The sequence below is a fragment of the Ralstonia mojiangensis genome, assembly GCF_023955645.1.
Lineage (GTDB): Bacteria > Pseudomonadota > Gammaproteobacteria > Burkholderiales > Burkholderiaceae > Ralstonia > Ralstonia mojiangensis.
On the sequence record NZ_JAMXHU010000003.1, the window covers coordinates 47227 to 61957 of the forward strand.

Sequence of the window (14731 nt, forward strand, 5' to 3'; positions counted from 1 at the left end):
GCTGTCGAATCAATCCTGCTCGTGCGGGCGCGCGAGCTTCACGTCGGCCCAGCAATTCGGGGTTTCGTACAGCACGAGCTTGGACAGGCGCAGATGGTGCCCAAACGTGTTGCGAAACACCGGCTCGAGAATGTCGAACGCAATCTGCGCGAGGTTCTCGACGGTGGGCACGTCGTTCAGCACAACAGTCTTATGACCGCCTTCCATATCGTTCAGGAATTCGACCAGCTTGGTATCACCGCGATAGACGAGGAAAGCGTGGTCCCACAAGTCGACGAGGTGCTTGTTGGCGAGCTGCTTGACGTCGCCGAAGTCGAGAATCATGCCGTCGTCCGCGGCCTTGTCGTTGTGCAGGACTTCGCCGGTAAGCGTAAGTTCGAGCTGGTAGCGATGCCCGTGCAGGTTGCGGCACTGGCCGGCATGGCCGGGGATGCGGTGGCCGGCGTCGAATTCGAGCCGGCGCGTAATGGAAACGGTCTTGGTCATGGAGCAAGGTGGCGGCAGCAGACGCCGCGAAACGGCTGGAACCGGCAGAAAACCGGGGACAAAGTGCTGCGGCCCGCCTTAGCGGATGCCCAGCATCTTATGGGTTTGCAGCGACAGGCGCCAGCGTGGTCGGCGCTGGCACAGCTCAACGGCTGCCGCCGTATTCTGCCGGGCAAGCGGGCCGTCCATGGCCTGCAGGAAGAAATGCTGGAAATCCAGCCGTTCGTATGCGTCGAGGTCCTGCCCGTCTTGCGGGATCACCACCTTCAGCTCGTCGCCGCGCGTGACGACGAGTTCGGAGCCCATCTTGGGGCTCACGCACACCCAGTCGATGCCTTCCGGCACGGCGATGGTGCCGTTGGTTTCGATGGCGATTTCGAAGCCGCGTGCGTGCAGCGCGTCGATCAGCGGCTTGTCGAGTTGCAGCAGCGGCTCACCGCCGGTACAGATGACGAGCGGCTTGCCGCCCGTGGCATTGGCCGGCCATTCGGCGGCAACGGTATCGGCAAGTGCGTCGGCAGTGGTGTATTTGCCGCCTTGCGTGCCGTCCGTGCCGACGAAGTCGGTGTCACAGAACTGGCAGACAGCCGTGGCGCGATCGGTTTCGCGCCCACTCCAGAGATTGCAGCCGGCAAAGCGGCAGAAGACGGCTGCGCGGCCGGTGTTGGCACCCTCGCCTTGCAGCGTGTAGAAAATTTCCTTGACGGCGTAAGTCATGTCTGAACGGTGGCATTCACAGGCGAACGCCGCAAAATCGACGTCATTCCCGCGCAAACCGTACCAGTGCCCACTAGTGATTAACCCGATATTGTTTCACAAATCGGGCTCGTGCGTCGCCCTACCCGCAGAAGGACGCCAACGTCACAAAAGAAAATGCACCTTCCGGCGTCAGCCACGCCGCGAAGATCAGGGCAGCACCGGCCGCCGCCAGCGCCCATGCCGCCCATCGTTTCAGTCGCACGTTCATGCCGGTTGCGCCAGCGGCATGCGCGCGAGTTGGCGATCGTCAATTGGCCAGTGCAGCAGCGCGGCCACCACGCCGAGCGCCATCGCGCCAAACCAGATCGCGTCGTAAGAATGCAGGCGGTCATACACCACGCCGCCCAGCCACACGCCCAGGAACGCACCGATCTGGTGACCAAGAAATACGAAGCCGAACAGCGTGCCGATATAGCGCACCCCGAATACCTGCGACAACAGCCCGTTCGTCAGCGGCACGGTGCCCAGCCACAACAAGCCCATCACGATGGCAAACGCATACAGCGTTGCCGGCGACAGCGGCAGCAGGATGAACAGCGCAATCGCCGCCGTGCGAATCAGGTATAGGAGCGACAGCAGATACTTGCGCCGGAACAGCCCGCCCAGCGCGCCGCAGTAATAGGTGCCGACGATATTGGCGGCCGCAATCAGTGCCAGCGCGACCATGCCGTGGCGGCCGGTGAGCCCCTTGTCGAGCAGATACGCCGGCATGTGCGCACCGATAAAGGCGAGCTGGAAGCCGCACGTCAGAAAACCGAGATTCAGCAGCCAGAAACCGCGGTGGGAAAAGGCTTCGCGGATGGCCGCACCCATGCTCTGGTGCGCTTCCTGTGCGGCTGCAGTAGACGTTTTTTCGCGCAGCGGAGCGGCCAGCGGCAAGAAGATCGCCATGACCGCCGCCATGACCACCAGCGCCGTCACCCAGCCGACCGTGCTCAGCAAGCCCTGCGCTGTCGGCACCATCACGAACTGACCAACGCCGCCCACCGCACCGGCCACGCCCAGCGCCCAACTGCGCCGCTCAGGCGGCGTCAATCGGCTGATTGCGCCATACACCACGCCGAACGACGTGCCTGACAACCCGAGCCCGATCAGGCCGCCCGCCGAGAGCGTGAAGCCCAGCGGCGTACCCGCATGCGCCATCAGCAGTAAACCAAGCGCATAAACCACGACGCCCGCCACGACCACTTTGGCTGCGCCATAGCGGTCTGCCAGCATGCCCGCAAATGGCTGAGCGGCGCCCCAGATGAGGTTTTGCAACGCGATCGCCAGCCCGAAGGTTTCGCGCGTCCAGCCGTGATCCATGGTGACCGGCACGAGGAAGAGGCCTTGCACGTGGCGGATGCCCAGCGCAAGGCCGATCACCGCCCCGCCGGCCAGCACAGGCAACCAGGGCGATTGCGTAAGCGATTTCGATGTCATGCGTTTTTCTCCGATATGACTGACATTCCCACTTCGCAAGCGTGCCGAATGTGCGTTTGGCTGGAATGTCGCTTGATGGCTTATTAAACTTCGCCATATCCGGGTTCTCAACTGACCTTTGAGAACGCCTTGCATGAGGAAAACGCATGTCGACTCCCCTGGTTAGGTTGGCCTCCCTGGACTTGCTGCGCGGTTTCGTGGCGGTAGGCCGGCGCATGAGCATCACGCTCGCGGCCGATGATCTGTGCCTGACGCAATCCGCTGTAAGCCGGCAGGTGTCGGCGCTGGAAGAAGCGCTGGGTGTGAAGCTGCTGGTGCGCGGGCACCGCTCGATCGCGTTCACGCCCGAGGGTGAGCGCCTGTTCCGCAGCGCCGACAGTGCCGTGCAGCAGTTGCAGGACGCCATCGGCGCCATCCGCGTGGCGGCCGAACGCCGGCCGGTGACGATCACGGCAAGCATCGGCGTCACAGGCTTGTGGCTCCTGCCGCGCCTGGCGCGCTTCCAACTGCAATACCCCGACATCGACGTGCGCGTGGCCACCAACAACCGCCTCGTCGACCTGAGGAACGAAGGCATCGAGCTTGCCATCCGGTATTGCCCACCGGGCGATGCACCGCCCGGCGCAATCCGGCTGTTTGGGGAGACCGTTGCCCCGGTCGCGCATCCGTCGCTGGGGCTGCGCTCGCTGGATTCCGCCGAGGCGTTTGCCGGCCTGACGCTGCTCGATTTTGACGACCGTGACCTGCGCCGCGCCTGGCTCCAGTGGACCGACTGGCTGGCTGCAGCGGGCTGGAGCCACGCCAAACCGCGCACCGTGCTGCGCTTCAACCAGCACGACCAGATCATCCATGCAGCGGTGGCCGGCCAGGGGATCGCGCTCGGGCGCCTGGAACTGATCGCCCCGCTGCTGGCCGACAGCCGCCTGGTCACCGTGCCGACCATCGCGCCTGGGGTGCACAACACGCATGCGTACTGGCTGATCCAGTCCGAGCCGAACCCGCGACGCGACGTGCGCGATGTGGCTGCTTGGATCTGCTCGGAAGCGGCAGGCCAGGCCACGCATGCTCCAGGCGCATCCGAGCTTGCGTGACACGCCGCGCAATTTCGCCCAGGCCCACTCCGGCACCAGCAAGCCAAGCCTGCGCGAGCAAACGCACGCCGCGCAGATTCGTGGCATCTTTGGCGCTCCCATGTTCTTTGTCGGCGACGCGATGTTCTGGGGCAATGACCGCCTGGACGATGCGCTCGCCTGTGCCGCAGTAGTGCAGTCCAACCCCCATCCACTTCACACCGGATAGCCCATGCCGACCCAGATCGAAAAAGCTCACGCCTTCCGCGCACTGCACGAGCGCAGTGGCACCTTTGTAATCCCGAACCCGTGGGACCCGGGCTCGGCCCGGCTGCTGGCATCGCTCGGCTTTGAAGCATTGACCAGCACCAGCGCGGGCTTCGCGTTTTCGCGCGGGCTGCCGGACTATGGCGTCGGCCGCGACACCATCCTCGCGCATGTAGCTGACTTGGCGGCCGCCACGGATGTGCCCATGGCTGCCGATCTGGAAAACGGCTTTGGCGACGCCCCGGAAACCGTGGCAGAGACGATCCGCCTGGCGGGCGCCACCGGCATCGTCGGCGGCTCGATTGAAGACGCCACGGGCCGCGCAGATGCGCCGATCTATTCGCTCGAGGCATCGGTGGAACGCGTGCGCGCTGCGGTGGAGGCTGCGCGCTCGCTGCCGTTTCCGTTCACGCTCACTGCGCGCGCCGAGAACTTGCTGCACGGCCGCAATGACCTGACCGACACGATCCGCCGCCTGCAAGCCTTTCAGGATGCCGGCGCCGACGTGCTCTACGCCCCGGGCCTGAAAACGCGCGACGAGATCGCCACCGTGCTGCGCGAGATCGATCGTCCGCTCAACGTGTTGATGGGTTTTGCCGACGGCAACCTGAGCGTGGCCGAACTGGCCGAATTGGGCGTCAAGCGCATCAGCGTGGGCGCCACGCTGGCGCGCGTGGCCATGGGCGCGTTCCAGCGGGCGGCGGAAGAGCTGCGCACCACCGGCACGTTCAACTTTGCGCGCGATGCCGCCAGCGGAGCCAAGCTCAACAGCCTCTTTGCGCAGTTCGCCTGACGCTCGCCGCAGAGCGAAAGCAACGAACCATGGCACCCTCCCCGACCGACGCCAAACCGCCCGGCGGCCTGCGCCAGATTCCCGCCGGCATCTGGGTGCTGGGCTGCGTCAGCCTGCTGATGGACATCGCTTCCGAGATGATCCACAGCCTGCTGCCGCTGTTCATGGTGTCGGTGCTGGGGGCAAGCGCCTTGTCGGTCGGCCTGATCGAGGGCCTGGGTGAATCGACCGCGCTCATCGTCAAGATCTTCTCCGGCACGCTGAGCGACTACCTCGGCAAGCGCAAGGGTCTGGCGGTGTTCGGCTATGCGCTGGGCGCGCTGTCCAAGCCGTTGTTCGCCATGGCCCCCACGGCCGGCATTGTGCTGACGGCGCGCCTGCTGGACCGCCTCGGCAAGGGCATCCGCGGGGCGCCGCGCGATGCGCTGGTCGCCGACATTGCCCCACCTGCGCTGCGCGGCGCCGCCTTCGGGCTACGGCAGGCGCTCGATACCGTGGGCGCGTTTCTGGGGCCGCTTCTGGCCGTCGGGCTGATGCTGCTGTGGGCCGATGATTTTCGCGCCGTGTTCTGGGTGGCCGTGGTGCCGGGGCTGTTATCCGTAGCGCTGCTGATGTTTGGCCTGCGGGAGCCCGAGACTCGCAACGGCGCCCGCCGCAACAACCCGATCCGCCGCGACAACCTCCAGCGGCTGAACAGCGCGTACTGGTGGGTTGTGATGATCGGCGCGGTCTTCACACTCGCACGCTTTTCCGAAGCCTTCCTTGTCCTGCGTGCACAGCAAGGCGGCATTCCTCTCGCGTTGGTGCCGTTGGTCATGGTGGCGATGAACGTCGTCTATGCGCTGGCGGCGTATCCGTTCGGCAAGCTCTCAGACCGCATGAGCCATACAAAGCTCCTGGCGCTCGGGCTGGTGGTATTGATTGCCGCCGATGTGGTGCTGGGCGTGTCTGCCCATTGGAGCGTGGTCATCGTGGGCGTGGCGTTGTGGGGCGTGCATATGGGCATCACGCAAGGTTTGCTGGCAACCATGGTCGCCGATACTGCACCGGCCGATTTGCGTGGCACCGCTTACGGCATGTTCAACCTGGTAAGCGGGCTGGCCATGCTGGCCGCCAGCGTTCTTGCGGGGTTGCTGTGGGACAAGCTTGGCGCAGCCGCAACGTTTCACGCGGGAGCGGTGTTCTGCATGCTGGCGTTAGGGCTGCTGGCGATACGAAGGAAGTCTTCCGGGCCAATCACGTGACTTACGTGATGTTCGGCAGCACCTTGAACCAGTCCACCAGAAAATCCAGCATGGCCCGCAGCGCCGCCGGCATCTGCCTGCGCGAGCTGTACACGCCATGAATACCCAGCGCCTGGGGTGCGAGCTCAGGCAACAAGCGCACGAGTTGCCCGCTGGCGATCAGCGGCGCGGCAGCAAACACCGGCTGTAAAGCAATGCCCGCGCCCTCTCGTGCCGCCGTCAGCAACACCATGGACTCATTCGCACTCAGATTGCCGCCCACCGGCACGTCGGACGGTGCGCCCGTCTTCGCGTCCGTGAACTTCCACAGGCTTTTGCCGAAGTACGAATATGTCAGGCAGTTGTGAACGGCCAGGTCTTCCACGCGGCGCGGTGTGCCATGCGCGGCCAGGTACGACGGTGCCGCCACCACGACGGATTCGCACACGCCCAGCGGCCGCGCAATCAGGTTCGGGTCCAGGTCGTTGGTAATACGCACGGCCAGGTCGATGCGCTCTTCCACGAGGTTGACGGTGCGGTTGTCGACCACCAGATCGACCGCCGTTTGCGGATAGCGCCGCAGATAGGCAGTCACTGCCACGCTCAAGGTCTGCTGCGCCAGGGATTGCGCACAGGCAATGCGCAGGAGCCCGCGCGGCGTATCGGCTTCGGAGCCATCCGCCACGGCCATCTGTGAAGCGATTTCCAGCATCTGGCGGCAGCGCGCGAGAGTCGCTTCCCCGGCCGACGTCAGGCCGATGCGGCGCGTGGTTCGGTGCAGCAGCCGCGCGCCGGACCACGCCTCCATCTGCGCCAGATAACGCGTGACCATCGCGCGCGACATGTCGAGCCCTTCTGCGGCGGCGCTCAGGCTGCCGCGATCGACGATCGCCACAAATACTTCGGCTGACGTGATGCGATCCATACTTGATCGATTTGCGAAACAAATATGCGCATCTTAGGTGGTTTTTTGATCGAATCAAGCAACTTAAAGTGGCGACATCGCAGCAACCACATACAACTGGAGAAAACGATGCCCCTACTTCGCACCTTGCTTGCCGCCGCCCTCGCCACCACCGGCCTGATTGCCCACGCTGCCGCACCGGCGCCGCTGCACCTTGAGGTCTACAACCCTGGCGACAAGGGCATCTTTCCCGTGTCGTCGGAAATCATCACCGGTGCACACGACGCCATCCTGATCGACGCGCAATTCCAGCGCAGCGACGCAGAAGCGCTCGTGCAGAAACTCAAGGCCAGCGGCAAGACGCTCACCACCGTCTACATCAGCCATAGCGATCCGGATTATTACTTCGGGCTGGATGTCATCCGCGCGGCATTCCCGAAAGCGAAGATCGTGGCCACACCGCAGACGGTGGCTGCCATCAAGGCATCGATGAACGGCAAGCTGGCCTACTGGGGCCCGATCCTGAAAGACAACGCGCCCAAGACGCTCGTGCTGCCCGAGGCGCTCCACGCCAACCATCTGACGCTGGAGGGCCGCGCCATCGAGATCAAAGGCCTGAACGGCCCGAACCCGGCACGCACGTATCTTTGGATTCCCTCCATCAAGACCGTGGCCGGCGGCGTGGTGGTCTTCAATGGCGACCACGTATGGGTGGCCGACACGCAGACGCGCGAATCGCGCCTGGGCTGGCTGCAGACGCTCGACAGCATCACGGCGCTTCAACCGACGACGGTGGTGCCTGGCCACTTTACCGGGGCGATGCCCAAGGGGCTGGAAGCGGTGCGCTTTACGACGGATTACCTGAAGACCTTCGAAGTGCAGGTCGCCAAGGCCGACAACTCGGCGGAATTGGTCAAGGCGATGAAGACCGCGTATCCGACGCTGGCCGGCGATGCATCGCTGGAGTTGAGCGCCAAGGTCATCAAGGGCGAAATGAAGTGGCCGCAATAAGCTGGCCCGTCACCTGGAAAACAACATGACGACGTTGCATTACATCTACGACCCGCTGTGCGGCTGGTGCTATGGCGCCGCGCCCCTCGTGCAAGCCGCGCGAAACGTGCCGGGCTTGACGATCACCTGCCACGGCGGCGGCATGCTCGCCGGCCCGAACCGCCGCGCGGTAACGCCTCAGTGGCGCGACTACGTGATGCCGCACGACCACCGCATTGCAGAGTTGACCGGCCAGCCCTTTGGCGAGCCCTACTTTGAAGGCCTGCTGCGCGACACCACGGCGGTGATGGATTCGGAGCCGCCCATCACTGCCGTGCTCGCGGCGCAAGCGTTGGGCGGCCGCGGGCTGGACATGATCCACCGCGTCCAACGTGCGCATTACGAAGAAGGCCGACGCATTGCGGATGCGGCCGTGCTGCGCGAGCTGGCAGCTGAGATCGGCCTATCGCCCGAAGCCTTCGATACGGAATACGCGCAGCAAGCCGGCGGCCCGACGCAGAAGCACATCGCGCAAAGCCGGCAGTGGCTTGATCGTGTAGGCGGTCAGGGTTTTCCGACGTTTGCGCTGGAAGATGCGGAAGGCAAGCTCGGCATCATCGATATCGGCCCGTGGCTTGGTAACCCGGAACACTGGGCGCAAGCGCTAACCCAGCACATCGGCGCGTCTGCCCTGGCCCCGAAGATCGAAGCTGATGGCCCCGTCTGCGGACCGGACGGCTGCGCGTAAAGACGTGCTCAGCCCTTGAGCTGCCAGCGGGCAAGTTCGTCGTAGCGCGTCTTGCCCAGCCAGCTATGGATGAGAACGAACTCGCGCACCGTCCACGTGATGGGCTCGATTGCCTTTGGCGCAAAGCCGCCGCGGTCATACAGCAGCGTGATGTGAGGTTTGAACGTCCCACGTGGCACCGGCACGGCGGCATGCTGGAGCGCTTCGCCCAGCGCCGCCTGAAACGCCATCAAACCGGCTACACCTGCATCGCCCAAGAGAACGAACGGCCGATGATCGCGTCGGCCATGAAAGCTCACCACCTGGTTGAACGTGGCATCGAATGCCGGCAAAGCCAGACTTTCCGCCGCTGCGCGCACGCGCGCCACGACGTCCTCAGGCGGCAGATGAACGAAATCGCCCAGATGATGCAGCGTGACATGCAGACGCTCCGTACGCAGCGCCTTGCCTTTGAAACCCACCACCGGCCGCAATTGTTCGATCAGGCGCGCAATGCGCCCTGCAGTTTCGACGTCAGGCTTGACCGCCAGAAACAGGCGATGCGCGGGCAATTGCGGGGTGGCTTCGAATCCGGGAAGGGTCAGCTGGGTCACGGCAGGGTCGTCAAACGCCGGTTGGCGATTCACCCATTATCGACGCCCGCATGACGTCTCGCTGAAAGTCATGTTGCTCGCATCAAAAACAACGCCCGGCAGGGTGAACCTGCCGGGCGTTGTCTTTTGGGTGTGATGCAGCGATCAGATGTCGAAGAACACCGTCTCGGCGCCGCTATCCGGCGTGTCTTGCAGGCGCACGTCGAAGGTGTAGACCACCTCACCGTTACGCTCGCTGCGCTGGGCAATCAGCGTCTTGCGGCGCACTTCCCACTCAATGCCGTTCAGCACCGGGTCCGCACCATTGGCCGCGGCCTCATCGCTGAAGTACACGCGGGTATGCAGGCCGAGGTTGATGCCGCGTGCAAACAGGATCATGCAGATGTGCGGCGCCTGCGTGGTCCCGCTGCGGCCCGCCACGGCGCCCGGCTTGATGGTGTCGAAGCGATAGACGCCCGTATCGAAATCCGCGCCGGCGCGCCCCCAACCACGGAATGCCGGGTCGACGGCTTTGTCCTGCCGGTCTGCTGGATGCGCGTATTTGCCGTCGGCGTTGGCTTGCCAGATCTCGATCAGCACGTCGCGCACGAGCGAGCCGGAGCCGTCGTAGACGCGGCCTTCCAGCGCGATGCGTTCGCCGCGCGTGGCGGGCGTCGTCAGGACGCTGCCGAATTCCTTGTCGTAGATGTCGAAACCGGCCTGGCGCGGTGCAAGGCCGATGTGCACGTACGGGCCGCCCGTCTGCGAAGCGGTTTCGTTGAAGTGTGCGAATGGTGGCGTTGTCGTCATGGCCGTTGCCTGGGCGCGTTCGAGCGATTCACGCAATGTGGTCGTGGTCATCACTTGGCTCCTTGCAAGGCGGGCACAGCGTTTTCGAAATGCGTGGCACGGCGACCGCGCAGCGTGATGTCGAAGCGGTAGCAGCGGCTATCAAGCGGCACGTGGTTTGCCGTGTCATGCAGCGCGATCAGGCCGCGCACCTGTTCTTCGCTGGGGATGGTCTTGATGATGGGACACTGCGCGATCATCGGATCGCCTTCGAAGTACATCTGCGTGATCAGGCGCTGCGCCCAGCCGTCGCCCGAGAGCGAGTAATGGATGTGCGACGGGCGCCAGTCATTGATGCGATTGCGCCAGGGATACGGGCCCGGCTTGATGGTGCGATAGACGTAGTAGCCGTTGGCATCCGTCAGCATGCGGCCGCAGCCGCCGAAGTTCGGGTCGATCGGCGCGATGTATTGATCTTTCTTGTGGCGGTAGCGGCCGCCGGCGTTGGCCTGCCACACCTCCACCAGCGCGTTCGGCACGGGGCGGCCGAACTCGTCGCGCACGTAGCCGTGGACGATGATGCGCTCGCCGATCGGCAGGCCTTCCTTGGCGTAGTTGAGGATCAGGTCGTTGTCGAGCGCGCCCAGGTCATCGGCATGGAACACCGGTGCGGTCGTTTCCGACAGGGTATTGAGCGTGGAAATAAGCGCGTTGCGCGGCGAACGCAGCACGCTGGTCTTGTAGCCGGGGGTCAGTGCGGGCGGATGCTGCGTGGTGTCACGCTGGGCGAATTCGCCGGTGCCGGAAAGCGGCAGGGTCATGGGGCGTCTCCTTATGAAACTTATGAAATCGTGGGAAGACTGTATCGCCGACAAAAAGTGAAGTAAATTGACTTTTTATCGGAAAATCGATAACCCCAAGTTATGGAAAGTGCCTTCTCAGCGGATTTGCCATCTCGCATCCGCTTTCGCCATCTGAGCTGTTTTGTCGCCATCGCGCAGGAGCGCAACCTGCGGCGCGCCGCCGAGCGGCTGCACCTGAGCCAACCAGCGGTATCGAAAACGCTGGGTGAACTGGAAGCGCTGGCCGGTGTGCAACTCGTGGAGCGCGGCCGCCAAGGCGCACGGCTCACCGCTGCTGGCGAGCAATTCCTCCGGCACGCGGTGGGCGTGACGCAGGCGTTGGAATCGGCCACCGCCGCGCTGATGGGGTCGACAGATGCCTCGGCGCCGGTCGTGCATGTGGGCGCCCTGCCGACGGTCGCGAGCAGCCTGCTGCCCCAGGCGATTGCGCATCTGCACGCGCAGCGCCCGCATGCCGGCGTGCGCTTGCGTACCGGCACCAATGTCGAGCTGCTGAGCGCGCTCAAAGCTGGCGAACTCGACTTCATCGTCGGGCGCATGGCCGAGCCGGATCGCATGCAGGGGCTGTCGTTCGAACTGCTGTATGCCGAGCCGCTGGCGCTGGTCGTGCGGCCCGGGCATCCGCTGTTGATGCAGCCAGGCGCATCGGCCTCGTTGCAGGCGGTGCTGGACTACCCGCTGGTGATTGCCATGCCGGGAACGGTGCCGCGCCACCACACCGAGGCGCTCTTCCAGACGCACGGGCTGCGCTTGCCCGCGGGGGTGACGGAAACGCTTTCGGTGTCCGTCGCACGGTTGCTTGCGTGTCGATCCAACGCGGTGTGGATCACGCCCGAGCGCTCCGCCGCCGACGATCTGGCGCACGCGCAACTGGCCCGCCTGGACATCGCCACGTCCAGCACCAAGGAGCCCGTCGGCCTGCTGCGCAGAAGCGACGCCATGCCAAGCGAACTGGCCAGTGCGTTCATGGAACTGCTGACCGAACTGGCGCAGACGCCCAACTGAGCCGCCTCGCCCTCAAAAAAAATGCCGACCCCACGGCCGGCATTTCTTATTTCGATGCGCAGATCAGCGGTGCGCCATCTCCACATCATCGGCCGCATCGAAGACACTGCGATCGGTCTGTCCGAGCAATTGGCTGGTGATCGTTCCGGCAGTCATCGAACCATTGACGTTGAGCGCGGTACGGCCCATGTCGATCAAAGGTTCGATGGAGATCAGCAACGCCACGAGCGTCACGGGCAAGCCCATGGCCGGCAGCACGATCAATGCCGCGAAAGTCGCGCCGCCACCCACGCCTGCCACGCCAACCGAGCTGAGGGTGACGATTGCCACCAGCGTTGCAATCCACACAGGATCGAACGGGTTGATGCCGACGGTGGGCGCCACCATGACTGCCAGCATGGCCGGATACAAGCCCGCGCAGCCGTTCTGGCCAATGGTGGTGCCAAACGAGGCGGCGAAGCTGGCAATCGACTCTGGCACGCCAATGCGCCGCGTCTGCGCCTCGATGCTCAGCGGAATGGTCGCTGCACTCGACCGGCTCGTGAACGCGAACGACAGCGCAGGCCACACCTTGCGGAAGAAACGAAGCGGATTGATGCCGTTGAGCGTGAGCAGCACGGCATGCACGCCAAACATGATCGCCAGGCCCAGGTAAGACGCCACGACGAAACCGCCGAGCTTGATGATGTCCTGCACGTTGGACACGGCCACCACGTTCGTCATCAGCGCCAGCACGCCATAAGGGGTCAGGCGAATGACGAGCCGCACCAGCTTCATCACCCAGGCCTGCGCCGTGTCGATGGCGGTCAGCACGCGCTCGCCCTTGACCGCGTCGTCCTTGAGCAGGTTCAACGCGGCCACACCCAGGAACGCCGCAAAGATCACCACGCCGATGATGGACGTCGGCTTGGCGCCGGTCAGCTCGGCAAACGGGTTCTTCGGAATGAAGGACTGCACCAGTTGCGGCACCGACAGGTCGGCCACCTTGCCGACATAGCTGTCCTGGATTGCCGTCAGCCGCGCGGTTTCCTGGGCGCCTTGGACAAGTCCCTCGGCTGTCAGCCCAAACAGGTTGGTGACGAACACCCCGACCAGCGCAGAAATCAACGTCGTAAGCAGCAGCGTGCCGATCGTCAGCACGCTGATCTTGCCCAGCGACGCCGTGCTGTTGAGCTTGGCCACCGAGTTCAGCACCGAGACCAGCACCAGCGGCATGACGATCATCTGCAGCAGCTGGATATAGCCGCCGCCAACGATGCTGAACCAGGAGATCGACTGCTTGAGCGTCGCGCTGTCGTCCCCATAGATCAGGTGCAGCACCAGCCCGAACACGATGCCCAGCACCATGCCCAGCAGCACACGTTTGGCCAGGCTCCAGTTCGCGTTCACGCGACCCAGAGCGAACAGGAGGACGACGAAAGTCGCGATATTCAATAAGAGCGGGAGATTCATGGCGTTTGTGTCGCAAGCTGCGATCGAAATCGAGTCGGAATCTTACGCCAGTTGCACAAAGGTTGCCCGAGCACGGACCGCATCACAAATGCCCGCCGATCCGCTGCGGAGTCAGGCCAGTCTTGGCTTTACGGCCGGTGCGCTTCCGCACGCTGTGATGAAAAATGCTGCGACCTCGGCGCTCGCAGCACCTGTTTCCCCACGCGGCAGTGGCTTTGCGAGAACGAAAAAAAACCCGCACAAGTGCGGGCTGACAAGGAGCCGAGCGATCAGGAGGTCACGCTCAGTCAGAACGAGTGAACGATACCGGTGTACGCACCCAGTTGGTTCTTACCCACCGCCGGGTTGTTGTTGGTTGCTTCCACCGAGAAGTTGGCGGTAGCGCTGTTCTGCACCGTGCCGACGCTCGCGTACAGCATCGTGCGCTTGGACAGGTTGTAGTTCGCGCCCGCCATGAACAGATTGGCGTTGCCGCCGCCGTGGTTCACGTTGACGCGATAGGCCGCGCCGATCAGCGTCAGCGCCGGCGTCACTTCGTAGTTGATGCCCAGCCAGTAATGGTTGGCCTTGGTCGGGGCGCCCGCTGCCGCATCCGGAGCCGACAGGTTTTCGTACGCAGCAAACAGCTTCGCCTTGCCGATGGTGTACGTACCGCCGATCGTCGCTTCCTTCGAGAAATTGAAGATGTCGCTGAACTTGCCGTTGCCGTCGCGGATCACGTCGTAGATCGCGCGCACTTCCAGCGGGCCGGCCGTGTAGACGGCGGACACGCCATCGCGGCGGCTGTTCGTGAACGAGCCGGGCTGTTCGCCCAGGCCGGTCTGCAGGCCAAACTGGAAGCCGCCCCAGGTCGGGCTTTGGTATTCGACGACGTTGTTGGCGCCCGGCCAGTTACGTCCACGCACCAGCGTGGCCGAGCCGATGAACTGCTGCCCGGTCGGGTCCAGGAACCAGACGTCGTTGCTGATGAAGAGGTTCTTGCCGGCGGTCAACGTGCCCCAGGTCGGGCTGGACAGGCCGACGTACGAACGGCGGTTGAAGAGTGCATCGCCGTTGGTCCGGCCCTGGGCCGCGCCAAAGCCGGACTCGAGCCGGAAGAGCGCCTGCAGGCCACCGCCGAGATCCTCCTTGCCCATGAAGCCGAACATGCTCGTGCCCCACTGGTTGTCGGCGGCGCGCCAGAGGCTACCGCCCGGCGAGGTCGCGGTGGGGGCGACGTTGTTCTGGTAGTCGATGCCGCTGGCAACACGGCCGTACAGCGTGACGTTGGTTTGTGCATGCGCGGCGCCAGCGGCCGCGCACACGATTGCCGCGCACAGCGGCCCGGTTACTCGTTTCTTCATTGTCATCTCCTCTCTCTGGTGTCATGCCGGCCACGGCCGGAATTG

The 14731-nt window shown here is 64.3% G+C and carries 16 protein-coding genes and 1 pseudogene; 7 read left to right on the forward strand and 10 right to left on the reverse strand.

Annotated elements, in window-relative coordinates; translation table 11 throughout:
* Positions 1-9: 9 nt before the first annotated feature.
* From queD to NG898_RS12270, 4 genes are all read right to left on the reverse strand, one after another.
* The gene (queD, locus tag NG898_RS12260) at positions 10-486 is read right to left on the reverse strand and encodes a 6-carboxytetrahydropterin synthase QueD (RefSeq protein ID WP_039595800.1); all 477 of its coding nucleotides are present in this window, start codon (positions 484-486) and stop codon (positions 10-12) included.
* Positions 487-564: 78 nt separating this feature from the next.
* Positions 565-1203, reverse strand: a complete 639-nt coding sequence (queE, locus tag NG898_RS12265; RefSeq protein WP_252692553.1) for a 7-carboxy-7-deazaguanine synthase — start codon at positions 1201-1203, stop codon at positions 565-567.
* Between the two features lie 121 nt (positions 1204-1324).
* The gene (locus NG898_RS26095; RefSeq protein WP_260774498.1) at positions 1325-1453 is read right to left on the reverse strand and encodes a hypothetical protein; all 129 of its coding nucleotides are present in this window, start codon (positions 1451-1453) and stop codon (positions 1325-1327) included.
* Positions 1450-2667: an MFS transporter gene (locus tag NG898_RS12270; RefSeq protein ID WP_252692554.1), complete on the reverse strand. Its 1218-nt coding sequence runs from the start codon at positions 2665-2667 to the stop codon at positions 1450-1452. Before NG898_RS12270 ends, NG898_RS26095 begins: the two co-directional genes overlap by 4 nt.
* Before the next feature lie 146 nt (positions 2668-2813).
* Between NG898_RS12270 and NG898_RS12275 the strand changes: the two genes are divergently transcribed.
* From NG898_RS12275 to NG898_RS12290, 4 genes and pseudogenes are all read left to right on the forward strand, one after another.
* Positions 2814-3758: a LysR substrate-binding domain-containing protein gene (locus tag NG898_RS12275; protein WP_252692555.1), complete on the forward strand. Its 945-nt coding sequence runs from the start codon at positions 2814-2816 to the stop codon at positions 3756-3758.
* A gap of 16 nt (positions 3759-3774) precedes the next feature.
* Positions 3775-3966: pseudogene (locus NG898_RS12280) on the forward strand (DsbA family protein); the annotation flags it as partial.
* 3 nt (positions 3967-3969) lie between these two features.
* The gene (locus NG898_RS12285) at positions 3970-4797 is read left to right on the forward strand and encodes an isocitrate lyase/PEP mutase family protein (protein ID WP_252692556.1); all 828 of its coding nucleotides are present in this window, start codon (positions 3970-3972) and stop codon (positions 4795-4797) included.
* Positions 4798-4826: 29 nt separating this feature from the next.
* Positions 4827-6041 carry an MFS transporter gene (locus NG898_RS12290; protein ID WP_252692557.1) on the forward strand — a complete coding sequence of 405 codons (1215 nt, stop codon included), beginning with the start codon at positions 4827-4829 and terminating at the stop codon, positions 6039-6041.
* 1 nt (position 6042) lies between these two features.
* Here the strand turns inward: NG898_RS12290 and NG898_RS12295 are convergent, their stop codons facing one another.
* Positions 6043-6945 (reverse strand): LysR family transcriptional regulator, encoded by a 903-nt coding sequence (locus NG898_RS12295; RefSeq protein WP_252692558.1) that lies wholly within the window; start codon positions 6943-6945, stop codon positions 6043-6045.
* A 108-nt stretch (positions 6946-7053) separates the two neighbouring features.
* Between NG898_RS12295 and NG898_RS12300 the strand changes: the two genes are divergently transcribed.
* On the forward strand, positions 7054-7935 hold the full coding sequence (locus tag NG898_RS12300) for an MBL fold metallo-hydrolase (RefSeq protein WP_252692559.1): 882 nt from the start codon (positions 7054-7056) through the stop codon (positions 7933-7935).
* Between the two features lie 25 nt (positions 7936-7960).
* Entirely contained in the window at positions 7961-8662 is a 702-nt protein-coding gene (locus tag NG898_RS12305; protein WP_252692560.1) for a DsbA family protein, read from the forward strand.
* A gap of 8 nt (positions 8663-8670) precedes the next feature.
* Here NG898_RS12305 and thpR read toward each other — a convergent pair whose 3' ends face one another.
* The 3 genes from thpR to pcaH form a co-directional block, all read right to left on the reverse strand.
* On the reverse strand, positions 8671-9255 hold the full coding sequence (gene thpR / locus NG898_RS12310) for an RNA 2',3'-cyclic phosphodiesterase (protein WP_252692561.1): 585 nt from the start codon (positions 9253-9255) through the stop codon (positions 8671-8673).
* Between the two features lie 144 nt (positions 9256-9399).
* A complete protein-coding gene (gene pcaG, locus NG898_RS12315; RefSeq protein WP_252692562.1) occupies positions 9400-10095 on the reverse strand; it encodes a protocatechuate 3,4-dioxygenase subunit alpha in 696 nt (231 codons plus the stop codon).
* Positions 10095-10844, reverse strand: a complete 750-nt coding sequence (gene pcaH / locus NG898_RS12320; protein WP_027681510.1) for a protocatechuate 3,4-dioxygenase subunit beta — start codon at positions 10842-10844, stop codon at positions 10095-10097. Before pcaH ends, pcaG begins: the two co-directional genes overlap by 1 nt.
* A 102-nt stretch (positions 10845-10946) precedes the next feature.
* Here pcaH and pcaQ point away from each other — a divergent pair, with 102 nt between their 5' ends.
* Complete coding sequence (gene pcaQ / locus NG898_RS12325) at positions 10947-11891, forward strand: pca operon transcription factor PcaQ (protein WP_252692563.1); 945 nt, start codon at positions 10947-10949, stop codon at positions 11889-11891.
* Positions 11892-11954: 63 nt separating this feature from the next.
* On the opposite strand, the gene NG898_RS12330 is transcribed toward pcaQ, so the two are convergent.
* Both NG898_RS12330 and NG898_RS12335 read right to left on the reverse strand, forming a co-directional pair.
* Positions 11955-13343: an L-cystine transporter gene (locus NG898_RS12330; protein WP_252692564.1), complete on the reverse strand. Its 1389-nt coding sequence runs from the start codon at positions 13341-13343 to the stop codon at positions 11955-11957.
* 287 nt (positions 13344-13630) lie between these two features.
* Complete coding sequence (locus tag NG898_RS12335; protein ID WP_252692565.1) at positions 13631-14686, reverse strand: porin; 1056 nt, start codon at positions 14684-14686, stop codon at positions 13631-13633.
* Positions 14687-14731 lie beyond the last annotated feature (45 nt).

Coding starts and splice junctions, on each gene's coding strand:
- NG898_RS26095 (WP_260774498.1), bottom strand. CDS start 1,453: ATGAACGTGCGACTGAAACGATGGGCGGCATGGGCGCTGGCGGCGGCC.
- NG898_RS12295 (WP_252692558.1), bottom strand. CDS start 6,945: ATGGATCGCATCACGTCAGCCGAAGTATTTGTGGCGATCGTCGATCGC.
- NG898_RS12305 (WP_252692560.1), top strand. CDS start 7,961: ATGACGACGTTGCATTACATCTACGACCCGCTGTGCGGCTGGTGCTAT.
- NG898_RS12335 (WP_252692565.1), bottom strand. CDS start 14,686: ATGAAGAAACGAGTAACCGGGCCGCTGTGCGCGGCAATCGTGTGCGCG.
- pcaQ (WP_252692563.1), top strand. CDS start 10,947: ATGGAAAGTGCCTTCTCAGCGGATTTGCCATCTCGCATCCGCTTTCGC.
- NG898_RS12285 (WP_252692556.1), top strand. CDS start 3,970: ATGCCGACCCAGATCGAAAAAGCTCACGCCTTCCGCGCACTGCACGAG.
- queE (WP_252692553.1), bottom strand. CDS start 1,203: ATGACTTACGCCGTCAAGGAAATTTTCTACACGCTGCAAGGCGAGGGT.
- pcaG (WP_252692562.1), bottom strand. CDS start 10,095: ATGACCACGACCACATTGCGTGAATCGCTCGAACGCGCCCAGGCAACG.
- queD (WP_039595800.1), bottom strand. CDS start 486: ATGACCAAGACCGTTTCCATTACGCGCCGGCTCGAATTCGACGCCGGC.
- NG898_RS12290 (WP_252692557.1), top strand. CDS start 4,827: ATGGCACCCTCCCCGACCGACGCCAAACCGCCCGGCGGCCTGCGCCAG.
- NG898_RS12270 (WP_252692554.1), bottom strand. CDS start 2,667: ATGACATCGAAATCGCTTACGCAATCGCCCTGGTTGCCTGTGCTGGCC.
- pcaH (WP_027681510.1), bottom strand. CDS start 10,844: ATGACCCTGCCGCTTTCCGGCACCGGCGAATTCGCCCAGCGTGACACC.
- NG898_RS12300 (WP_252692559.1), top strand. CDS start 7,054: ATGCCCCTACTTCGCACCTTGCTTGCCGCCGCCCTCGCCACCACCGGC.
- NG898_RS12275 (WP_252692555.1), top strand. CDS start 2,814: ATGTCGACTCCCCTGGTTAGGTTGGCCTCCCTGGACTTGCTGCGCGGT.
- NG898_RS12330 (WP_252692564.1), bottom strand. CDS start 13,343: ATGAATCTCCCGCTCTTATTGAATATCGCGACTTTCGTCGTCCTCCTG.